Origin of the sequence: Streptomyces sp. NPDC005408 (assembly GCF_040606445.1) — a bacterium.
Taxonomy (GTDB): domain Bacteria; phylum Actinomycetota; class Actinomycetes; order Streptomycetales; family Streptomycetaceae; genus Streptomyces.
The window spans coordinates 366,970-383,355 of the sequence record NZ_JBEXEX010000002.1 but is presented as its reverse complement, the minus strand read 5'-3'; the positions used below and the strand labels follow the sequence as shown (position 1 = coordinate 383,355).

At 70.5% G+C, this 16,386-nt stretch carries 15 protein-coding genes; 2 read left to right on the top strand and 13 right to left on the bottom strand.

Annotated features, from left to right (window positions below; all coding sequences use genetic code 11):
• The first annotated feature begins 1 nt into the window (after position 1).
• On the top strand, positions 2–1,366 hold the full coding sequence (locus ABZS64_RS03805; protein ID WP_355822724.1) for an MFS transporter: 1,365 nt from the start codon (positions 2–4) through the stop codon (positions 1,364–1,366).
• Here the strand turns inward: ABZS64_RS03805 and ABZS64_RS03800 are convergent.
• From ABZS64_RS03800 to ABZS64_RS03745, 12 genes are all read right to left on the bottom strand, one after another.
• Positions 1,356–1,982: a flavin reductase family protein gene (locus tag ABZS64_RS03800; protein ID WP_355822722.1), complete on the bottom strand. Its 627-nt coding sequence runs from the start codon at positions 1,980–1,982 to the stop codon at positions 1,356–1,358. The genes ABZS64_RS03805 and ABZS64_RS03800 overlap by 11 nt on opposite strands.
• 62 nt (positions 1,983–2,044) lie before the next feature.
• Complete coding sequence (locus tag ABZS64_RS03795; protein WP_355822795.1) at positions 2,045–2,767, bottom strand: enoyl-CoA hydratase-related protein; 723 nt, start codon at positions 2,765–2,767, stop codon at positions 2,045–2,047.
• A gap of 74 nt (positions 2,768–2,841) precedes the next feature.
• Positions 2,842–5,073: an acetate--CoA ligase family protein gene (locus ABZS64_RS03790; RefSeq protein ID WP_355822720.1), complete on the bottom strand. Its 2,232-nt coding sequence runs from the start codon at positions 5,071–5,073 to the stop codon at positions 2,842–2,844.
• Between the two features lie 228 nt (positions 5,074–5,301).
• Positions 5,302–6,351 carry a TauD/TfdA family dioxygenase gene (locus ABZS64_RS03785; protein WP_355822718.1) on the bottom strand — a complete coding sequence of 350 codons (1,050 nt, stop codon included), beginning with the start codon at positions 6,349–6,351 and terminating at the stop codon, positions 5,302–5,304.
• 5 nt (positions 6,352–6,356) lie between these two features.
• Complete coding sequence (locus ABZS64_RS03780; protein ID WP_355822716.1) at positions 6,357–7,469, bottom strand: aspartate kinase; 1,113 nt, start codon at positions 7,467–7,469, stop codon at positions 6,357–6,359.
• Entirely contained in the window at positions 7,466–8,509 is a 1,044-nt protein-coding gene (locus ABZS64_RS03775) for an aspartate-semialdehyde dehydrogenase (RefSeq protein WP_355822714.1), read from the bottom strand. The genes ABZS64_RS03780 and ABZS64_RS03775 overlap by 4 nt, the downstream gene beginning before the upstream one ends.
• Positions 8,506–9,522 carry a DMT family transporter gene (locus ABZS64_RS03770; RefSeq protein WP_355822712.1) on the bottom strand — a complete coding sequence of 339 codons (1,017 nt, stop codon included), beginning with the start codon at positions 9,520–9,522 and terminating at the stop codon, positions 8,506–8,508. The genes ABZS64_RS03775 and ABZS64_RS03770 overlap by 4 nt, the downstream gene beginning before the upstream one ends.
• A 36-nt stretch (positions 9,523–9,558) precedes the next feature.
• Positions 9,559–10,536: a transporter substrate-binding domain-containing protein gene (locus ABZS64_RS03765; RefSeq protein WP_355822710.1), complete on the bottom strand. Its 978-nt coding sequence runs from the start codon at positions 10,534–10,536 to the stop codon at positions 9,559–9,561.
• The gene (locus ABZS64_RS03760) at positions 10,533–11,861 is read right to left on the bottom strand and encodes a methylaspartate mutase (RefSeq protein ID WP_355822708.1); all 1,329 of its coding nucleotides are present in this window, start codon (positions 11,859–11,861) and stop codon (positions 10,533–10,535) included. Before ABZS64_RS03760 ends, ABZS64_RS03765 begins: the two co-directional genes overlap by 4 nt.
• Positions 11,858–12,322 carry a cobalamin-dependent protein gene (locus ABZS64_RS03755; protein ID WP_355822706.1) on the bottom strand — a complete coding sequence of 155 codons (465 nt, stop codon included), beginning with the start codon at positions 12,320–12,322 and terminating at the stop codon, positions 11,858–11,860. Before ABZS64_RS03755 ends, ABZS64_RS03760 begins: the two co-directional genes overlap by 4 nt.
• A 137-nt stretch (positions 12,323–12,459) precedes the next feature.
• Positions 12,460–13,350, bottom strand: coding sequence for a LysR family transcriptional regulator (locus ABZS64_RS03750; protein WP_355822704.1), 891 nt, complete (start codon positions 13,348–13,350; stop codon positions 12,460–12,462).
• Positions 13,351–13,409: 59 nt separating this feature from the next.
• Complete coding sequence (locus ABZS64_RS03745; protein ID WP_355822702.1) at positions 13,410–13,592, bottom strand: hypothetical protein; 183 nt, start codon at positions 13,590–13,592, stop codon at positions 13,410–13,412.
• 355 nt (positions 13,593–13,947) lie between these two features.
• Here ABZS64_RS03745 and ABZS64_RS03740 point away from each other — a divergent pair, with 355 nt between their 5' ends.
• Positions 13,948–14,943: a LuxR C-terminal-related transcriptional regulator gene (locus ABZS64_RS03740; RefSeq protein WP_355822700.1), complete on the top strand. Its 996-nt coding sequence runs from the start codon at positions 13,948–13,950 to the stop codon at positions 14,941–14,943.
• A 169-nt stretch (positions 14,944–15,112) separates the two neighbouring features.
• On the opposite strand, the gene ABZS64_RS03735 is transcribed toward ABZS64_RS03740, so the two are convergent.
• Complete coding sequence (locus ABZS64_RS03735; protein ID WP_355822698.1) at positions 15,113–16,264, bottom strand: NAD(P)/FAD-dependent oxidoreductase; 1,152 nt, start codon at positions 16,262–16,264, stop codon at positions 15,113–15,115.
• Positions 16,265–16,386: the final 122 nt, after the last annotated feature.

Sequence of the window (16,386 nt, the reverse complement as noted above, 5' to 3'; positions counted from 1 at the left end):
GATGCGCATGGTCCGTCCCCGGATGCTGAGTGACGTGAACGAGACAACCGCACCGCACGGCAGCCCGCAGACCCTTCGTCGTCCTCCCCGTATCCACCGCGCGTGGTTCGTCGCCGTCGTCACCTTCGTGACGATCATCGGCGCAGCGGCCTTCGCCTCGCTGCCCGGTCTGCTGATCGAGCCGCTGCACGAGGAGTTCGACTGGTCGCGCGGCACGATCGGCTTCGCTGTCTCGGTCAATCTCGCGCTGTACGGGCTCACGGCGCCGTTCGCCGCGGCGCTCATGGACCGCTTCGGCATCCGCCGGGTCGTCGCCGTGGCCCTGTCGGTCATCGCGCTCGGCTCCGGGCTGACGGTCTTCATGACCACGTCCTGGCAACTGGTCCTGTACTGGGGAATCCTGGTCGGCCTCGGCAGCGGCTCGATGGCGCTGGCCTTCGCCGCGACGGTCACGAACAGATGGTTCGTACAGAGGCGCGGCCTGGTCACCGGCATCCTCACCGCGGCGGGCGCCTCGGGCCAGCTCGTCTTCCTCCCCCTTCTCTCCTGGCTGGTCGAGCACCACGGCTGGCGTCCGGCCGCCGTCACGGTCGCGCTCTCGGCGCTGGCCGTGGTCCCCTTCGTCTGGCTGCTGCTGCGTGACCACCCGGCGGACGTGGGGATCGCGGCGTACGGCGCGGAGGGCTTCACGCCCAAGCCCGATCCGGTGCCGGGCGCGGCCCGCCGCGCGGTCGCGGTGCTGCTCCGGGCGTCTCGCACCGGCCCGTTCTGGCTGCTCGCGGGCACCTTCGCGATCTGCGGCGCATCGACGAACGGCCTGGTCAAGACCCACTTCGTGCCCGCCGCGCACGACCACGGCATGCCGATCACGGCGGCCGCTTCGCTGCTCGCGGTGATCGGTGTCTTCGATGTCGTCGGCACGATCGCATCGGGCTGGTTCACCGACCGCTTCGAGGCGCGACGCCTGCTGGCGGTCTACTACGCGCTGCGCGGCATCTCACTGCTCTTCCTGCCGATGCTGCTGGCCCCGTCCGTCCACCCGCCGATGCTCTTCTTCATCGTCTTCTACGGCCTCGACTGGGTGGCGACCGTCCCGCCGACGATCGCCCTGTGCCGCGAGCACTACGGCGAGGACAGTGCGATCGTCTTCGGCTGGGTGCTCGCATCGCACCAGGTGGGCGCGGCGGTTGTGGCGTTCGCGGGCGGTATGGCGCGGGATGTCTTCGGCTCGTACGACGTGGTCTGGTACGCCTCGGGCGCCCTGTGCGCGGCGGCGGCGCTGATGGCCCTGGTGATCCGCCGCAGGCCACTGGCCACGCTGCCCGCGGTGGCGCCGGCGAAGGCCGCCGACCCGCTCACGCGCTGAAGCGGCCGAACTTCCCCCGGTGGAAGAGCAGCGGCGCGCCGTCCTCGCCCGCTGCCGCGCCCTCGGCCGCAGCGCCTTCCTCGCTCGTGCCGAGTGCCTCCACCCGGCCCACGACGATCAGGTGGTCGCCGCCCGTGTGAACGGTCTGGATCGTGCAGTCGATCCAGGCCGGCACGGAGTCCAGGCGCGGCGACCCGGTGGCCGGAGCGCGGTCGTAGGGGACTCCCGCGAACTTGTCCGCGCCGCTGACCGCGAAGCCCCGGCACAGTTCGCCCTGGTGCGCGCCCAGGACGTTGACGCAGAAGGACCCGGCGCGGGCGATGCGCGGCCAGGTCGTCGACGTACGGGCGACCATGAAGGCGACCAGCGGGGGTTCGAGTGAGAGGGACGCGAAGGACTGGCAGGCGAAACCGGCAGGGCCGCTGTCGTCGTGGGCCGTGATGACCGTGACGCCGGTCGCGAAGTGGCCGAGCACGCGCCGGAATTCGCCCGGGTCGACGGGCAGCCGTTCGTCGTCGCCGACGGCTCGCAGGTCCGGACGCGGCAAGGCGTCGAACGGCTCGGTGGCCGTGGGGGCCCCGACCGACCTGAGGTATCGGACGGCGGTGGCCGCCATCCCTGCATGTCCCATCACAACAGCCATTGAAGCTGACGCATCGTCAGATTGGAAGAGGCGGGTCAGTGGCCCTCGTACCGGGGAGTCCGGCGTTCCACGAAGCTTGCCACGCCCTCGTTCGCGTCCCGTGTCGTCATATTGATCTCCTGCGCGGCCGCCTCGGCGGCGAAGGCCGTGGCCCGGTCCGTGCCGAGCGAGGCGTTCACCAGCTGCTTGGTGAGTGCGAGGGCTCGCGTCGGCCCCGCCGCCAGCCGTTCCGCCCACTCGCGTGCCGTCTTCGCCAACTCCTGTGCCGGCACGACCCGGTTGACCAGTCCGATCCGCTCGGCCTCGGCCGCCGGGAGCGCGTCGCCGAAGAACATCAGCTCCTTGGCGCGGTGCGGCCCGATCAGCCGGGGCAGGAGATACGCCCCGCCGCCGTCCGGGACGAGTCCGCGGCGTACGAACACCTCGATGAACTTGGCGGGTTCGGCCGCAAGCACCAGATCGCAGGCGAAGGCGAGATGCGCGCCGATACCGGCGGCGGTGCCGTTCACGGCGGCGATCACGGGCTTCTCGCAGTCCAGTACGGCCCCGATCAGCCGCTGCGCCCCCAGCCGGATCGTCCGCGCGACGTCACCGGCGATCCGCTCCCGGCCCGTCTGCGGCGTACCGCGCAGATCCGCGCCGGCGCAGAAGCCCGTGCCGGTGGCGGTGATGACGACGGCCCTGATCCCGGGATCGGCGGAGGCGGCGTCGAGCAGCGCGATGATCCTCTCCCGCTGGTCCCAGGTGACGGCGTTCATGGCCTCGGGGCGGTTGAGGGTGATCCAGGCGACGCCGTTCTCGACGGCGTGCAGCACCAAGAGCTCGCTCTCGCTCACCGGCACACCGCCAGTGCGTCGAGCGCCACCGCGCCTTGCCCGCGCGGCAGCACCATCAACGGGTTGATGTCCAGCTCGGAGAGCTCGTCGCCCAGCTCGAGCGCCATGCGCTCGACCCGCAGGACGACTTCGACCAGCGCGTCGACATCCACCGGCGGACCGCCCCTGACCCCGTCCAGCAGGGCGCGGCCGCGCAGTTCGCCGAGCATCGCGCGCGCCTGGTCCTCGCCGAAGGGAGGGACGCGTACGGCGGTGTCGTGCAGCACCTCCACCAGCACCCCGCCCAGGCCCACCGTCACGGTCGGGCCGAACAGCGCGTCCTGGGTGACACCGACGACCATCTCGACCCCCCGCTCGACCATCTGGCAGACCAGGATTCCGTCCAGCTCGACGCCCTCGTAACGGGCGATGTCGGTCAGCTCGCGATAGGCGTCACGGACCTGGCTGGCCGAGGTCAGCCCGACCTTGACCAGGCCCAGCTCGGTCTTGTGGGCCAGCTGAGTCCCGGACGCCTTCATGACCACCGGATAGCCGACCAGACCCGCGGCCCGGACCGCCGCCGCCGCGCTGGTCACCAGCTGCTCGCGCGGCACGCGGATGCCGTACGCCCGCAGAAGCGACTTCGCCGCGTGCTCGCTCAGCTGCTTGCCCGGGCGCATCAGCGCCTGCGCCTTGCGGAAGGAGGGGGAGGGGGTGCGCGGCGCCTCGTCGAAGGGTGAGGCGTAGCCGGTCGTGAAGCGGTGGTGGTCCAGATAGGCGCGTACGGCTGTGATGCAGTTGCCGAAGGTACGGAAGGTGGCGACCCGCGAGGACCCGAGGAGCGTCTCCCGGTATGCCGACTCCGTACCCACCGGCGATCCCCACACCACGCACACCAGCTTGTCCGTGGTCTCCGCCGCGTCCACCAGATCCTGCGCGAGCTTGTCGCTCATCGGCGGGAACGGACCGGTGATGGGACAGATCAGCACCCCGACGGACGGGTCGTCGAGAATCGCGTCGATGATCTTCCGGCCACGCCAGTCACCCACCGGGTGGCCGCCGTTGTCGACGGGATTCCCGACGCTCAGATACTCCGGTATCCAGGTGTGCAGCTCGGCCTGCTTGGCCTCCGGGAGCGGCGGGAGCTTCAGCCCGGCCGCCGTGGCCAGATCCGAGAAGTGCGCGCCCGTGCCGCCCGAGATCGAGTAGACGACGACCCCGTCGGCAACCGGCTTGCGGGCTCGCGCCAACAGGGCGGAGGTGTCCTGGAGTTCGTCGAGCCCGTCCACGCGGATCACGCCGAACTGCCGCATCGCGGCGTCCACCACCTGGTCGGCGCCGGTCAGCTTGCCGGTGTGCGAGGCGGCCATCCGCGCCCCGGTCTCGGTCCGCCCGACCTTGACCGCGACGACCGGCACCCCGCGCCGCGCGGCGCGGTCGGCGGCGAGCAGGAAGGAGCGTCCGTCCTTGAGCCCCTCCACGTAGCAGGCGATCGCCCCGACCTCGGGGCGCTCGGCGAAGTACGAGATGAAGTCGGCGGTCTCCAGATCGGCCTCGTTGCCGGTGGGCGCCCAGTGCGAGAGCCGTACGCCCAGCTCCTGCATGGTGAACACGGGCCGCCCCTGGTGTCCGGACTGGGTGATCAGCGCGATCGCCGGTCCTTCCAGGTCGTCCCGGAACTTCTCGAAGGCGTTGAGATTGGTGTTGGGGCCGAGGAGCCGCAGCCCCGAAGGCTCCACCGCGGCCGCCAGCCGCGTCTGCGCCGCCGCGCCCTCCTGGCCGGTCTCGGCATACCCGGAGGCGAAAGCGACGGCGAACTTCACCTTGGCCTCGGCGAGTTCCTCGATGACCGGCAGCGGATCGCCGACCAGCAGCACGGCGAGATCGACCTGCTCGGGCAGCTCGGCTACGGAGGGGACGCAGGCCAGCCCGAAGACGCTCTTACGGGAGGGATGCACGGGATACAGCCGCGCCCCGACGCGCTCGGCCCAGTCGACGAGCTGCCGGGTGATACCGGTATTGGGCCGCCCCTCACCGTCGGACGCCCCGACGACAGCGACGGACGCGGGCCGGAAGAAGCGGTCCAGATCGGGTACGGCCGCGTACAACGGCCGCCCGCTGACATCCAGATCGCCGTCGGCTGCGGTCACCGCGGCCGTGTCGTGGACGGCATTGCGGGGCTGCTCCCCGCAGGCCACCACACGTGCGCGGAGGTCGGAGGTGAGGGTGCCGTGAGTAGATCCAAGCATCGCTGTGCCCCGCTCCTGCTCGTTGGCCGCTAACTGACGCATAGTCAGATTACAGACCTGACGACCAGTCAGGAACAGTCCTGCGCGTAAAGCCTGGCGGCGGCGGGGCGGGCGGCGCGGGCGCCGTCCGCTTGTTTGTTCCCCGCCCCGCCCCTTCCCGAACTGGCGGCGGGCCCCCAGACCCCGATACGCCCCTTGAAGCGCGGGGGTCCGGGGCCCGGCCCCGGCTCAGTAGTGCACGCGCCTGTTCTCCTGCGTCACCCGGTAGCGGATGTTCCACAGGCTGCGCCGCACATACGTCCGCTGGAGCCAGCGGTCCTCGCCGTCGTAGCGGGCCGAGAAGGACGAACGCGCGTGCACCCCCTTGCGGTTGTTGATCAGCAGGGCCTGGCCCGGACGCAGCAGCACCTTGTGGGCCACCGACTGGCAGATGTCCTGGAGCTGGTCCAAGGCCGCTTGGGCGCCGCTCGTCAGGGCGCGGACGCCGTTCGCCGAGATGGCGATCTCAGGGGAGTCGAGGCTGCCGCTGATCAGCGGCACCGGGTCGGAGAGCACCTCCGCGTCGCCCGCGATGTTCCGGGTGTAGCTGCCCGGGGCGTTCAGGCGGAACAGCGGACTGCGCAGCGTCTCCAGCACCGCGGGGTCGAGCGCGGACGCGATGTCGCGGGCGTCGGCATAGTGCGTCGCCGCCACTCCCTCGTGGTCCGCGCGCAGGCAGCTGAGCACCAGGAAGTCGGGGTTGGCGACGTCGTAGCGGCCGATCACGTCGTGCATGATGTCGCTGTGGAAGTTCAGGAAGACTTCCGAACCCTGGTTGGTCTGCGTCTTCGAGCCGCCCGCGACCGGGATGACATCGTGGACGAGCTGACCGGCCTTCTCCGTCAGAACGCCCAGCGGCTCGCCGAGCAGACCGCTGAGACCCAGCAGCACACCCTCGGCGACGAAGCTGCTCTTCTCACGGCTCGGACCGCCGTCGGACGGCGTCGGGGGCAGCGCCTCGTCCACCGGAAGGTTGCTGATCAGCGTCACGCCCGGGGTGTCGATGTGCCGGCCGAAGTCCAGGATCTGCTGGAGCTGTTCGGTGGGCAGGCCCGCGAAGATCTGGTGGTAGCGGGTCATCGACCGGTCGATGTCCGTGTCGGGGTGGGGCAGCGCCTCAAGCCCGGCGCCGAGCGCGTCCCGGACCCCGTCGGACAGGGTGATCGTGCCGAGGGTGGGGACGGCGGCCGGGCCGGACGGGGTGCCTGCGCCGAGCGGGCGGTCGACGGTGGCGGTCATACGGGTCACACTCCTTGGAGCTCGGATTCGGGGAACGGTGCATGTGCGTCGTTGAGTTGGTCGTGCAGGCGCTGGGCCAGATGCAGGGCCTCGTCCTCGCCCGCGGCGAGATGCGTGGCGACTTTGCTGCCCCGGACGGCCGTGACCGGCACACCGGCGAACTCGCCGGGGGTCATGCCCTGACGCCGCTGGAACTCCTCCAGGTCGACGAAGCCGCCGACGACGGCCACCAGCGGGCCCGACGTGAGCCGGATGGTGTCGATGTTCGCGCCGTGGAAGGCGGTGTACGCCTGGTCGGCCAGCTCGTCGGTGAGGTAACGAAGCGTCGTGGACCGCTGGTTGAGTACGACGGCGGCGACCGAGGAACCTGCGGTGCCGATGACCGAACCCACCGGGAACGGCGCGCGGTTGAGGCGGCAGGCGATCTCGATCCGGTGCTTCTGTGCGAGCCGCACCGCCCTGCGGTGCAGCACCTTCGCCCCGTACAGGGACATCAGTGCCGCCGTGTTGTACGAGACCTCCTTCAGCAGCCTCGTGCCGCTCACCAGGTGCGGGTCGGTGCTGTAGATGCCGTCCACGTCCGAGTGGATCTCGCACCGCGGGGCCCCGACGGCGGCGGCCACGGCCACCGCCGACAGGTCGGAACTGTTCTTGCCGAGCCAGGTGGGCCTGCCCTGCGCGTCGGCGGCCTGCCCGCCGGGGACCACGACCACGTCGTGGTCCCGCAGCGCGGCACGCAGCGGACCCGGGTCGGTCCGCTCCAACCGGGCCCACATGAAGGCGGAGTTGGTGACCAGACCGAGCTGGTGACCGGCCAGCACCGTGGAGTTGAAGCCCTGCCGGTGCAGAGCCGTGGCCAGCAGCTGGGCCCCGATCGTGTCGGCAAGGGTCAGCAGACCCGCGACGGTCTCGTCCTCGGGGTGCGGATTGACCTGGCTCAGCCGCTCCCTGAACTGCTCGGTCTCGCCGGGCTGTCCGCTGACCACGACGACCAGCTTGGTGCCCTCGTCCCGGACGCGGCGGCCGAGGGCCTCGGCGAGATCACCGTACGCGGCGAGCGTACGGAAGCTGGATCCGCCGAACTTCACAACGGCCGGTGCGGCGGCGGGCGCGGTCATATGGTGCCCCGATCCACCAGCTCCTCGGCGATCTGGATGGCGTTGAGGGCCGCGCCGATACGGAGGTTGTCGGCGACCAGCCAGAGCCAGAAGGCACGCGGGTTGTTCTGGGTGATACGGACCCGGCCGACGTGGACATGGTCCGGGTTGCCGGCCGTGGTCGGGGTCGGGAAGGCGGTCGCGACCTCCTGGTCGTGGACCGTCACCTCCGGCAGCCCCGCCAGTACGCCCACGAGCTCGGCGCGGTCGACCGGCGCCTGGCACTCGATGTAGACGGCCTCGGAGTGGCAGTTGGCCACCGGCACCCGGACGCAGGTCGTCGTGACGTCGAGGTGCGGCATCCCCAGGATCTTCCGGGACTCCACGAGCATCTTCTGCTCCTCCAGCGTGAAGCCGGAGTCCAGGAAGCGGTCGATCTTCGGGATGACGTTGAAGGCGAGGTTCGGCGTGAACTCCTGCGGCTCGAAATCCGTGTCGGGACCCTGCAGCGAGGCACGGCTGGCCTCCTGGAGCTCCTCCACTCCGGAGTAGCCGAGGCCGGATGCGGCCTGGTAGGTGCTGACGACGGCCTGCCGGATGCCCCAGCGCGTCTCCACGCACTGCAGGAGCCGGACCAGCGGAATCGTCGAGCAGTTGGGGTTGGCGACAACACCGCTCACCGGGCGCCGGTCCAGCTCGTGGGCGTTGACCTGGGGTACGACGAGGGGGGTGTCCGGGTCCATCCGGAAGGCGATGGTGTTGTCGATGACCAGGGCGCCGGCAGCGGTGGCGACTGGCACCCACTTCTCGCTGACGGCGGTGCCCGCGGAGAAGAAGGCCACGTCCACCGTGGAGAAGTCGAACTCCTCGACGGCCTGGACCGCGTACTCCCGGTCCTCGACCGAGAGCAGCCTGCCCGCCGAGCGGGAGGAGGCCACCAGCTCCATGGCGCGGTAGCGCAGGCCGCGCTCCTCGATCAGCTCGATCAGGGTGCTGCCGACGGCGCCGGTGGCTCCGACGATGGCGATCCGCGGGGCGGTGGTGTCGGTCACGAGTGTCATCGGGCGTCTCCGATTGTGATCTTCTCGGCCTCGGGCGCGGCGACGGCGACGGCTTCCGGCTCGGGTGCGGGGGCGGGGGCGGCCGCAGCAGGAGCGGTGGCCTCGGGGGCGCGGCGGGGGCCGAACTGCCAGCCCAGGTTGATGCCGAGGCTCGCCCCGACGATCAGCGGAATGCCCAGCGCCTGCAGCAGGCTCACGCTGTGGCCGTAGACGGCCCAGTCGCAGAGCATGGCGATGGCCGGGTAGATGAAAGCCAGAACGGCGATCTTCGCGGTCGGCAGCTTCTGGTAGGCGGAGTACATCAGCACGTACATCAGGCAGGTGTGGATCAGACCGAGGCCGACCAGCCAGCCCCAGTCCCCGCCCATGCCCTTCATGTCGCCGAAGGAGGCGAACGGCAGCAGCAGCGGGATGCCGAGCACGACCTGGATCAGCGCGACCAGATGCGGCTTCACACCGGTCACGCGCTTGGTGATGACGGTGGCGAACGCGTAGAAGAGGGCCGCGAGCAGCGCGAAGCCGAGACCGGTCAGGTACTCCTTGTTGCCACCGCCCTGGAAGTCGGAGACGGAGACCCCGGCCACCAGGATCAGTCCGACGAAGGCGATGCCGAGCCAGCCGAACTTGGTACGGGTGAGCTTGTCGCGGAAGAGCAGCGCGCCCAGCAGCACCACGTAGAACGGCTGCGTGTGGTAGACGACGGTCGCCACGGAGATCGACGTCGACTCGTACGACTCGAAGAGGAAAGCCCAGTTGAAGACGATGAAGACGCCGCCGAGGGCCGCCAGGCCGACCTTCTTCGGGGTGAAGCCGTGGTTCTTGAACAGGCCGCGCACCAGGCAGTAGAGGGCGAGCGCGATCGCTCCGAACACGCAGCGGAAGAAGACGACGTTGAAGGGCGAGGCCCCGGACTCGACCACGAAGATGCCGAGGGTGCCGGAGAGCACCATGGCCGCGGTGAGTTCGATCGCTCCCTTCGTCTCCGTGGCGGCGGGACGGGTGTCAGTACTCATGAGAGTCCTTCCAGGGGTGGGGTGGGTGACGTCCGGTCATTGCAGGGGGACGGCGTAGTGCAGCCCGCCCCTGGTCCACAGCTCGTTGAGCCCGCGCGGTACGCCGAGGCCCGAAGCGGCCCCGAGGTTGCGCTCGTAGATGTCGGCGTATGTTCCGACGGTGGCCAGCACCCGGGCCGCCCAGCGCTCGTCGAGACCGATCGCGGGGCCGTGCCGGCCGGCCAGGCGCGCGGCCTCGGCAAGGGCCTGCTCGCGCCCGCCGTCGCCCGCCTCGTCGACGTGGTGCTCGGCCGCCGTGAGCAGCTGGAGCACCCAGCGGCACAGCCGGTACCAGTCGGGGTCGTCGTCGCGTACGGCGGCGGCCATCGGCTCACGCGAGATCGCGGTGTCGAGGATGCGGTGGGCCGCCGGGTCCGGCAGCGCCGCGCGCTCACCGGCCAGTGCGACCCGGTCCAGGACGTACGCCGAGCAGGCACCGGACGCGTAACCGGCCAGGGTCTCGGCGGGCGTCGGGAAGGCGACCGGCTCGACGGACAGCTCCCGGCGCCCGTACCAGGCGGCCAGATTCGCGGCGCTCGTGGTGCCCGCCTGCACCGCCACCCGGTGCCCGGCCAGCTGCGCCGGGTCCTCGATCCCGCTGTCCGCGCGGACGAGGAAGCCTTCGCCGTCGTAGCAGGTGACTCCGGCGAACAGGACCGGCCACTGCGCCTCGCGGCCGAGCGTCCAGGTCAGATTGCAGACGGTCAGCTCGGCGCCGCCCGCGGACAGCGCATCGAGCCGCTCGGCCGGGTCGGCGGGCAGCCACTGGACCGCGTCCGCGTCGCCCAGGGCAGCGGCGGCCACCGCGCGCGCGATGTCGGTGTCCAGGCCGCTCCAGCCGTTGTCGCCTGGCAGCGAGAGCCCGCGGATGCCGCGGCTCACGACGGCGCGCAGGGTGCCCCGTCGGCGTATCGAAGCAAGGGTCGGGGCGGTGGCAAGGGTCGGGCTCAGGGCCGTGGCGACGGCAACGCTCATGTCAGGCTCCGCAAGGGGGTTCGGGTCAGCTGCTCACGGTCGAAACGGCGCTCGTTGTAGCCGAGCATGTCGATCAGGCCCTGCGCGGAGAGCGCACGGTGGCCCGTCGAGGTGTCCGCCCGCAGCGGCATCGAGCCGGGGTCTGCCCAGCGCAGCAGGCCGCGCGGATCGACGTACGCCCGGGACTTGTTGGCGTTGTCGCGGTGCAGACAGAACGGCACATCGAGATGGCCGCGGCTGAACGCCAGGACCAGGGCGGCGCCGACGGTGCTGCCGAGTTCGAGCGTGCTGTCGACCAGATTCAGGGCCTCTTCGTACAGGCCGGTGCTGGTGGGCAGTTCGGGCCGCCCGGCGGCATGCTCGTCGGCGGCCACCGCGGCCGCGAACTCCAGCGCGTCCACGTTCTCCGCGACGGTGGGGATCCGGTGAGCCTCCGCCGGAGTCTTGACGATGAGCCGCTCGGCGCCGCTGCGCACGGCCAGCCGGGCGCTGTCCTCCAGAATCCGGAAGGAGCCCACCGGGGTGCGGGGATAGACACCCATGTACGTGTAGAGAACGACATGCCAGTCGGTGGCGGCCAGCCGTTCACCCGCGAGCCTGCGCAGCGCTGCGATGGCCTCCAGGTCCTGGCCGGGGTGTGTCTGCTGGGCGTAACTGAGCGAGATGCTGGTGAGCCCGTGCTCCTGGAAGAAGAGGCCCTCCAGGATGCTGAGGGCCACCAGCAGGCTGGGCGGGCACAGTTGGCCCAGCATGCAGCCGCCGAAGCTCTCCAGGTGCATCTGCTCGTCCTGCGCTGCGAGCAGGTCGCAGCAGCGGGACCAGGCGTCGACCGCCTCGGTCAGCGGCGCCCGGCTGTAGGGCAGGCAGTACGAGACAGGGCCGCCCTCGGTCGCGTCGACGCCGGTGGCGACCATCGCCTCGAAGAGCGGATAGGGCAGTGCGGAACCGTGCCGGACCTGGACCGGGAAGTCGTCCCCGGAAAGGCCGTCGAGCATGGCGCGGGTGGCGTCGGGGCCGTGGGCGACGAGCGGGAAGCCGTTGAGTTCGGCTCCCGTACGCAGCGCGCTGCGGGCCGAGTCGTGGTCGTTGACGCGGGTGTAGCTGTCCAGGGTGATGGTGCCGACGGCGGTGGCGTGGGCGGTGCGGACGCCGGCCAGCCCCTCGCGCATGACGGGAATCTCGGCGAAGCCCATGCGGGGCTGGACGACGAGCTGCCCCGCCTCCTTCGCCCGGTGCACGAAGGAGGAGAAGCGGCTGCGGCGCGGAAGGACGAGCGCGTTGGTGGCGGGGCCGGCGGTGGCTGCGGGGGCGAGGGCGCTGCTCATGCGGCGGCCTGCGCCATGGGAAGTGCCGCCCGCGGCCCGGAGTTCAGGCTCCCGAGGAATTCGTTGAAATTCTCGAGACCGCCCTCCGACTCGAAAACGGCGTCGAAGCCGCCCTCCGAGAGTGCCTCGATGAATTGCACATTCTCGGCCCCGCGCACTCCGAGCTTTCCGCCGATGACGACGCGCAGATTCTCCAGGTCCGGCTCGCTGCGTATTTTGCGTATGAGCCGGAGGCCGTCCAGATGGCCGTGTCCGTTCACGGTACTGAGGACCAGAACGTCCGGCCGATCCTTCCGGCACTCGTCAATGATGACCTGGTCAGGCACGCAGGCTCCGAGGTTGGAGACTTCGCCGCCGTACTCCTCGAGCAGCAGTTGGAGAAACACCAGGTTCCACATGTGGGCATCGGAAGATACGCTCGACACCATGAACTTCTTCGCCGGGCGCACAAGATTGGGCATTCTTTGCTCCGCGATGTGAGGGAATGACACAGGAGATGATCTCGGTGTTTCGTCATTCCAGTCCAGGGCGATCGTTACGGATTCCTCGATGGCCGGAATCGCGAAGTTCGATCACGTGCCGGTCGTCGTCGGTGGGTTCAGTAGTCGCCCGCCATGAACTCGACCGTGCGGTCGATGAACAGGCGCATCTCGCGGGAGAGATGGCGGCCCCTGCGCCAGGCGAGCTGGGTGAAGACCTCGAACGGCGGCTCCCAGGCCAGCACGGCCAGCGACCCCGCCTCGATGTCGTCGGCCACCGTCATGGTGGGCAGCAGGCTCACTCCCAGGCCCGCCGTCAGCCCGCGCTTGATCGACTCGATATTGCCGAACTCCAGGAACGGCACCGGCTCGCCCGTGCCGTCGTTCAGCTCGGCCTCGAACAGCTCGCGGTAGGCGCAGCCCGCCTCCGGCGCCAGCACCTGCACCTCGCGCAGCTGCTCCAGAGAGACCTTCTCCTCGGCGGCCAGCGGGTGTTCGGGCGCCGCGACCACCACCAGCGGCTCCGCCCCCAGTACTTCGCTCTCCACGCCCGAATGCTGGGTTTCGGCCTCCATCAGGAAGCCCATGTCGAAGGTGCCCTGGCGCAGCGAGTGCAGTGTCTCGGCGCACAGGCTCGGCCGCAGCACCAACTGCAGCTGCGGATAACGGTGATGGAAGAACTCCAGGACCGGCGGCATCCGGTACGAGGTGATGCTCTCCATGGTGCCGATGGTGAGCAGGCCGGACGGGTCACCCGCGCCGGAGGTCGCTCCGCGCGCCTCACCGGCGAGACTGAGCATCTGCTCGGCGTACGGCAGGAGCCGTCGGCCGGCCTGGGTGAGCTGGATCTTGCCCGAGAGCCGTTCGAAGAGCTCCACCCCCAGCGAGGTCTCCAGGCTCTTGATCTGGGCCGTCACGCTGGACTGGGCGTAGTTGAGCTCGGTCGCAGCGCGTGTGAAGCTGAGCAGCGTGGCGACCTTGTGAAATGTCGTCAGTTGTCGGATGTCCACTGGGCCTCCAGGTGAGTGGATTTCGGCGATGAGCGGTGTCGGGACACGTGGCGGTGCGGTCAGCGCTGCCAGGCCCAGTCGTCCTCGGCCGCGGCGACCGAGGTGACGGGTTCGTCCGTGGCCGCCGCGACGCTTATGGAGCTGAGCGGGCTGGCGGCGACTGCGGTCGTGGGGGCGACGAGCGCGGCGCCCAGGGCGATGGAGACGATGGCGGCGGCATGGGCAAGACGGTTACGGGACATGGCTGTTCCTTCGGTCGGCGCATACAGGGATCAGTGCGGCGTGACGCCCGGTTAGGGCGTTCCAACTGCCGGTGATCACCAGCTTCCCGGCGGAGAGGCGGCCGGAGAAGGGAATCCGGGTGGACGGATCCGTCCCTGGACCAAGGTGTCCAGAGTCGTCAGGGAGAAGGTCCAACAAGATCCACGACGCCTTGTGAGATCGCCCCACATGACGAAACCCCTTGTTCACAGGCCTGTGGCTTCATAAAGTCTCGGTATTTGAGACCGAGCTGGCCAGCGCTCGCAGGGTTGGCTCATTCTGTGCTGGGCCGACAGCTGGACCAGCAGCTGGAACATGCGGCAGAAGGGGGGACGCATGCTCGAGTCACTCGGGCTGGACGACACGACGGAGGCCGTCTACCGGGGGATGCTCCGGCGTCCGCAGGACGATGCGGCGGAGCTCGGGGCCCGGTTGGGCCTGCCGGAGAAACAGGTGTGTTCCGCGCAGCAGACGCTCGCGGATCTCGACCTGGTGAGCACGTCGTACGAGTGCCCCGGCCGACTACGGGCCGTCTCGCCCGACCTCGGTATGGAGGCCCTGCTCGCCCGCCAGTCCGCGGAACTCGCCGCGCACCAGCAGCGCATCGAGGCCTCCCGGGCGGCCGCGGCACGGCTCATCTCCGAGTACGCGGGCCTTCAGCCGGGAGTGCCGAACTCGGGTGTCGAGCAGCTCGTCGGCCTCGACCAGATACGCGAGCGGCTGGCCGCGCTGCAGCGCGACATACGCCATGAGGTCATGTCCTTCTCGCCGGACGGGGCGCAGACCGACGAGAGCATGAAGGCCGCCAGGCCGCTGAATCAGCAGTTGCTGCAGCGCGGGGTGCGGATGCGCACGATCTATCTCGACAGCGTGCGCAACAGCCAGGCGACGGTGGCGCACGCGGACTGGCTGACGGAGCTGGGCGGTCACGTACGGACGGTTCCGGTGCTGCCGACGCGCATGCTGATCGCGGACCGATCGCTGGCGATCCTGCCGGTGGACAGCGAGGACACCAGCGCGGGCGCGGTGATCCTGACCGGGCAGGGGACGCTGAATGCGCTCTGCGCGCTGTTCGACAGCACGTGGGAGACGGCGCAGCCGCTCGGCAGCGTGCGCCGCCGCGACGTGAACGGCCTTACGGGCCAGGAGTCGACGGCGCTGCGGCTGCTGGCGCTCGGCCACACGGACGAGGCGATCGCGAAGCGGCTGGGGGTGTCGCATCGGACGGCGCGCCGGATTGCGACGGAGCTGATGGAACGGCTGAGCGCGCGGAGCCGCTTCGAGGCGGGCGTCCGCGCGGTCCAACACGGCTGGCTCCCGAGGGAGCCGTAAGTTGTCCGGCGGGGGGTGCGGGTGCGCCTGCGGCGCTGTTCCCCTACCCGCCCTCGCCCAGACTCCGTCCGGGGGCCCCAACCTCCCGCGCCTCAAGTTCGTACGGGGGTCTGGGGGCTTGCCCCCAGTTCGGGAAGGGGCGGGGTGGGGAAGAGGCCCGCCGCAGGCGTCAGCCCCGCCCGACCGCCCGCGCAATCCTCCGCGCGTCGAGCCCCAGCTCCCGGAACATCCCGCTGATCGGATTCGTGAACCCCGTGAAGTAGAGCCCCGGCACCGCCCCCGGCGACCGCCCCCCGTGCACCACCGGCCGGCCCCGCTCGTCGAGCACGCCGAGGTGACCGACCAGGCCCTCCAGCGCCCGCTGGTAGCCCGTCGCCGCGATCACGACGTCCGGTGAGATCCGGGTGCCGTCCGCGAGGACCGCCTTGTCGTCGTCGAAGGAGTCGAGGGCCGAGACCGGTTCGACCTTTCCGGTGCGTACTGCGTCGATCAGGCCCACGTCCTGGACCGGGATCGCGCCCTCCTTGACGCGGGAGTACAGGCCCGTGTCCGGGCGCGGCAGGCCCTGTTCCGCGAGGTCGGGCACGGCGATCTTGCACATGATCTCGCCCGCCCGGTCCACGACGCGGACCGGTAGCCGGCGGACCAGGATGCCGGTGCGCTGCGCGGGCCAGCCCGCGGTGGAGCGGCGGACGATGTGCGGGATCGTCCGCACGGCAAGGCGGACGCGGGCGGCGCCGCCCTCCACCAGGTCGACGGCGATCTCCGCGCCGGTGTTGCCGACGCCGACGACGAGCACATCCTTGCCCGCGTAGGGCGCGGCGTTGCGGTATTCGCCCGCGTGCAGCAGTTCCCCGGTGTACGCCTCGCGCCCCGGCCAGTCCGGCAGCCGCGGCGTGTGGTTGAAGCCGGTGGCCACCACGACGGCCCGCCCGGTCAGCTGCCGTCCGCCGGTCGCGTGCAGCAGCCAGTCGGAGCCGGACTGCTCGATACGGGAGACCTCGACGCCTGTCACGATCTCCAGCTCGTGGAACTCCGCGTACTTCTCCAGATAGCGGATCACGTTGTCGCGGGAGACCCATCGCCCGAACGACCGCGGCATCGCGAGCCCGGGCAGCCCGGAGAGCCGCCGGGTGGTGTGCAGGTGCAGCCGGTCGTAGTGGCGGCGCCAGGACGCGGCCACGGACTCGGACTTCTCCAGCACGACGGCTCGTACGCCCCGCTCCCGCAGCGCCGCGGCCGCTGCGAGACCGCCCGGGCCGCCGCCGATGACGTACACGGGCCGGTCGTTCGTGAGCGCGATGTCCTTTTCGTCGGCCATGAACCGTGAGCGTAATCGCGCGATTACTTGATGGGTCTCAGTCAAGACGGGAATCGGTTGCGAATCGATCACGACCGACCGTCCCCCGCACACCCCTTGCGCACACGCCCTCACATCCGCTG

Bases quoted from the DNA above. Each gene is read 5' to 3' on its own strand.
- ABZS64_RS03790 (WP_355822720.1), bottom strand. From the start codon at position 5,073: ATGCTTGGATCTACTCACGGCACCCTCACCTCCGACCTCCGCGCACGT.
- ABZS64_RS03740 (WP_355822700.1), top strand. From the start codon at position 13,948: ATGCTCGAGTCACTCGGGCTGGACGACACGACGGAGGCCGTCTACCGG.
- ABZS64_RS03780 (WP_355822716.1), bottom strand. From the start codon at position 7,469: ATGACCGCGCCCGCCGCCGCACCGGCCGTTGTGAAGTTCGGCGGATCC.
- ABZS64_RS03760 (WP_355822708.1), bottom strand. From the start codon at position 11,861: ATGAGCAGCGCCCTCGCCCCCGCAGCCACCGCCGGCCCCGCCACCAAC.
- ABZS64_RS03735 (WP_355822698.1), bottom strand. From the start codon at position 16,264: ATGGCCGACGAAAAGGACATCGCGCTCACGAACGACCGGCCCGTGTAC.
- ABZS64_RS03775 (WP_355822714.1), bottom strand. From the start codon at position 8,509: ATGACACTCGTGACCGACACCACCGCCCCGCGGATCGCCATCGTCGGA.
- ABZS64_RS03765 (WP_355822710.1), bottom strand. From the start codon at position 10,536: ATGAGCGTTGCCGTCGCCACGGCCCTGAGCCCGACCCTTGCCACCGCC.
- ABZS64_RS03770 (WP_355822712.1), bottom strand. From the start codon at position 9,522: ATGAGTACTGACACCCGTCCCGCCGCCACGGAGACGAAGGGAGCGATC.
- ABZS64_RS03800 (WP_355822722.1), bottom strand. From the start codon at position 1,982: ATGGCGGCCACCGCCGTCCGATACCTCAGGTCGGTCGGGGCCCCCACG.
- ABZS64_RS03785 (WP_355822718.1), bottom strand. From the start codon at position 6,351: ATGACCGCCACCGTCGACCGCCCGCTCGGCGCAGGCACCCCGTCCGGC.
- ABZS64_RS03745 (WP_355822702.1), bottom strand. From the start codon at position 13,592: ATGTCCCGTAACCGTCTTGCCCATGCCGCCGCCATCGTCTCCATCGCC.
- ABZS64_RS03795 (WP_355822795.1), bottom strand. From the start codon at position 2,767: ATGAACGCCGTCACCTGGGACCAGCGGGAGAGGATCATCGCGCTGCTC.
- ABZS64_RS03755 (WP_355822706.1), bottom strand. From the start codon at position 12,322: ATGCCCAATCTTGTGCGCCCGGCGAAGAAGTTCATGGTGTCGAGCGTA.
- ABZS64_RS03805 (WP_355822724.1), top strand. From the start codon at position 2: ATGCGCATGGTCCGTCCCCGGATGCTGAGTGACGTGAACGAGACAACC.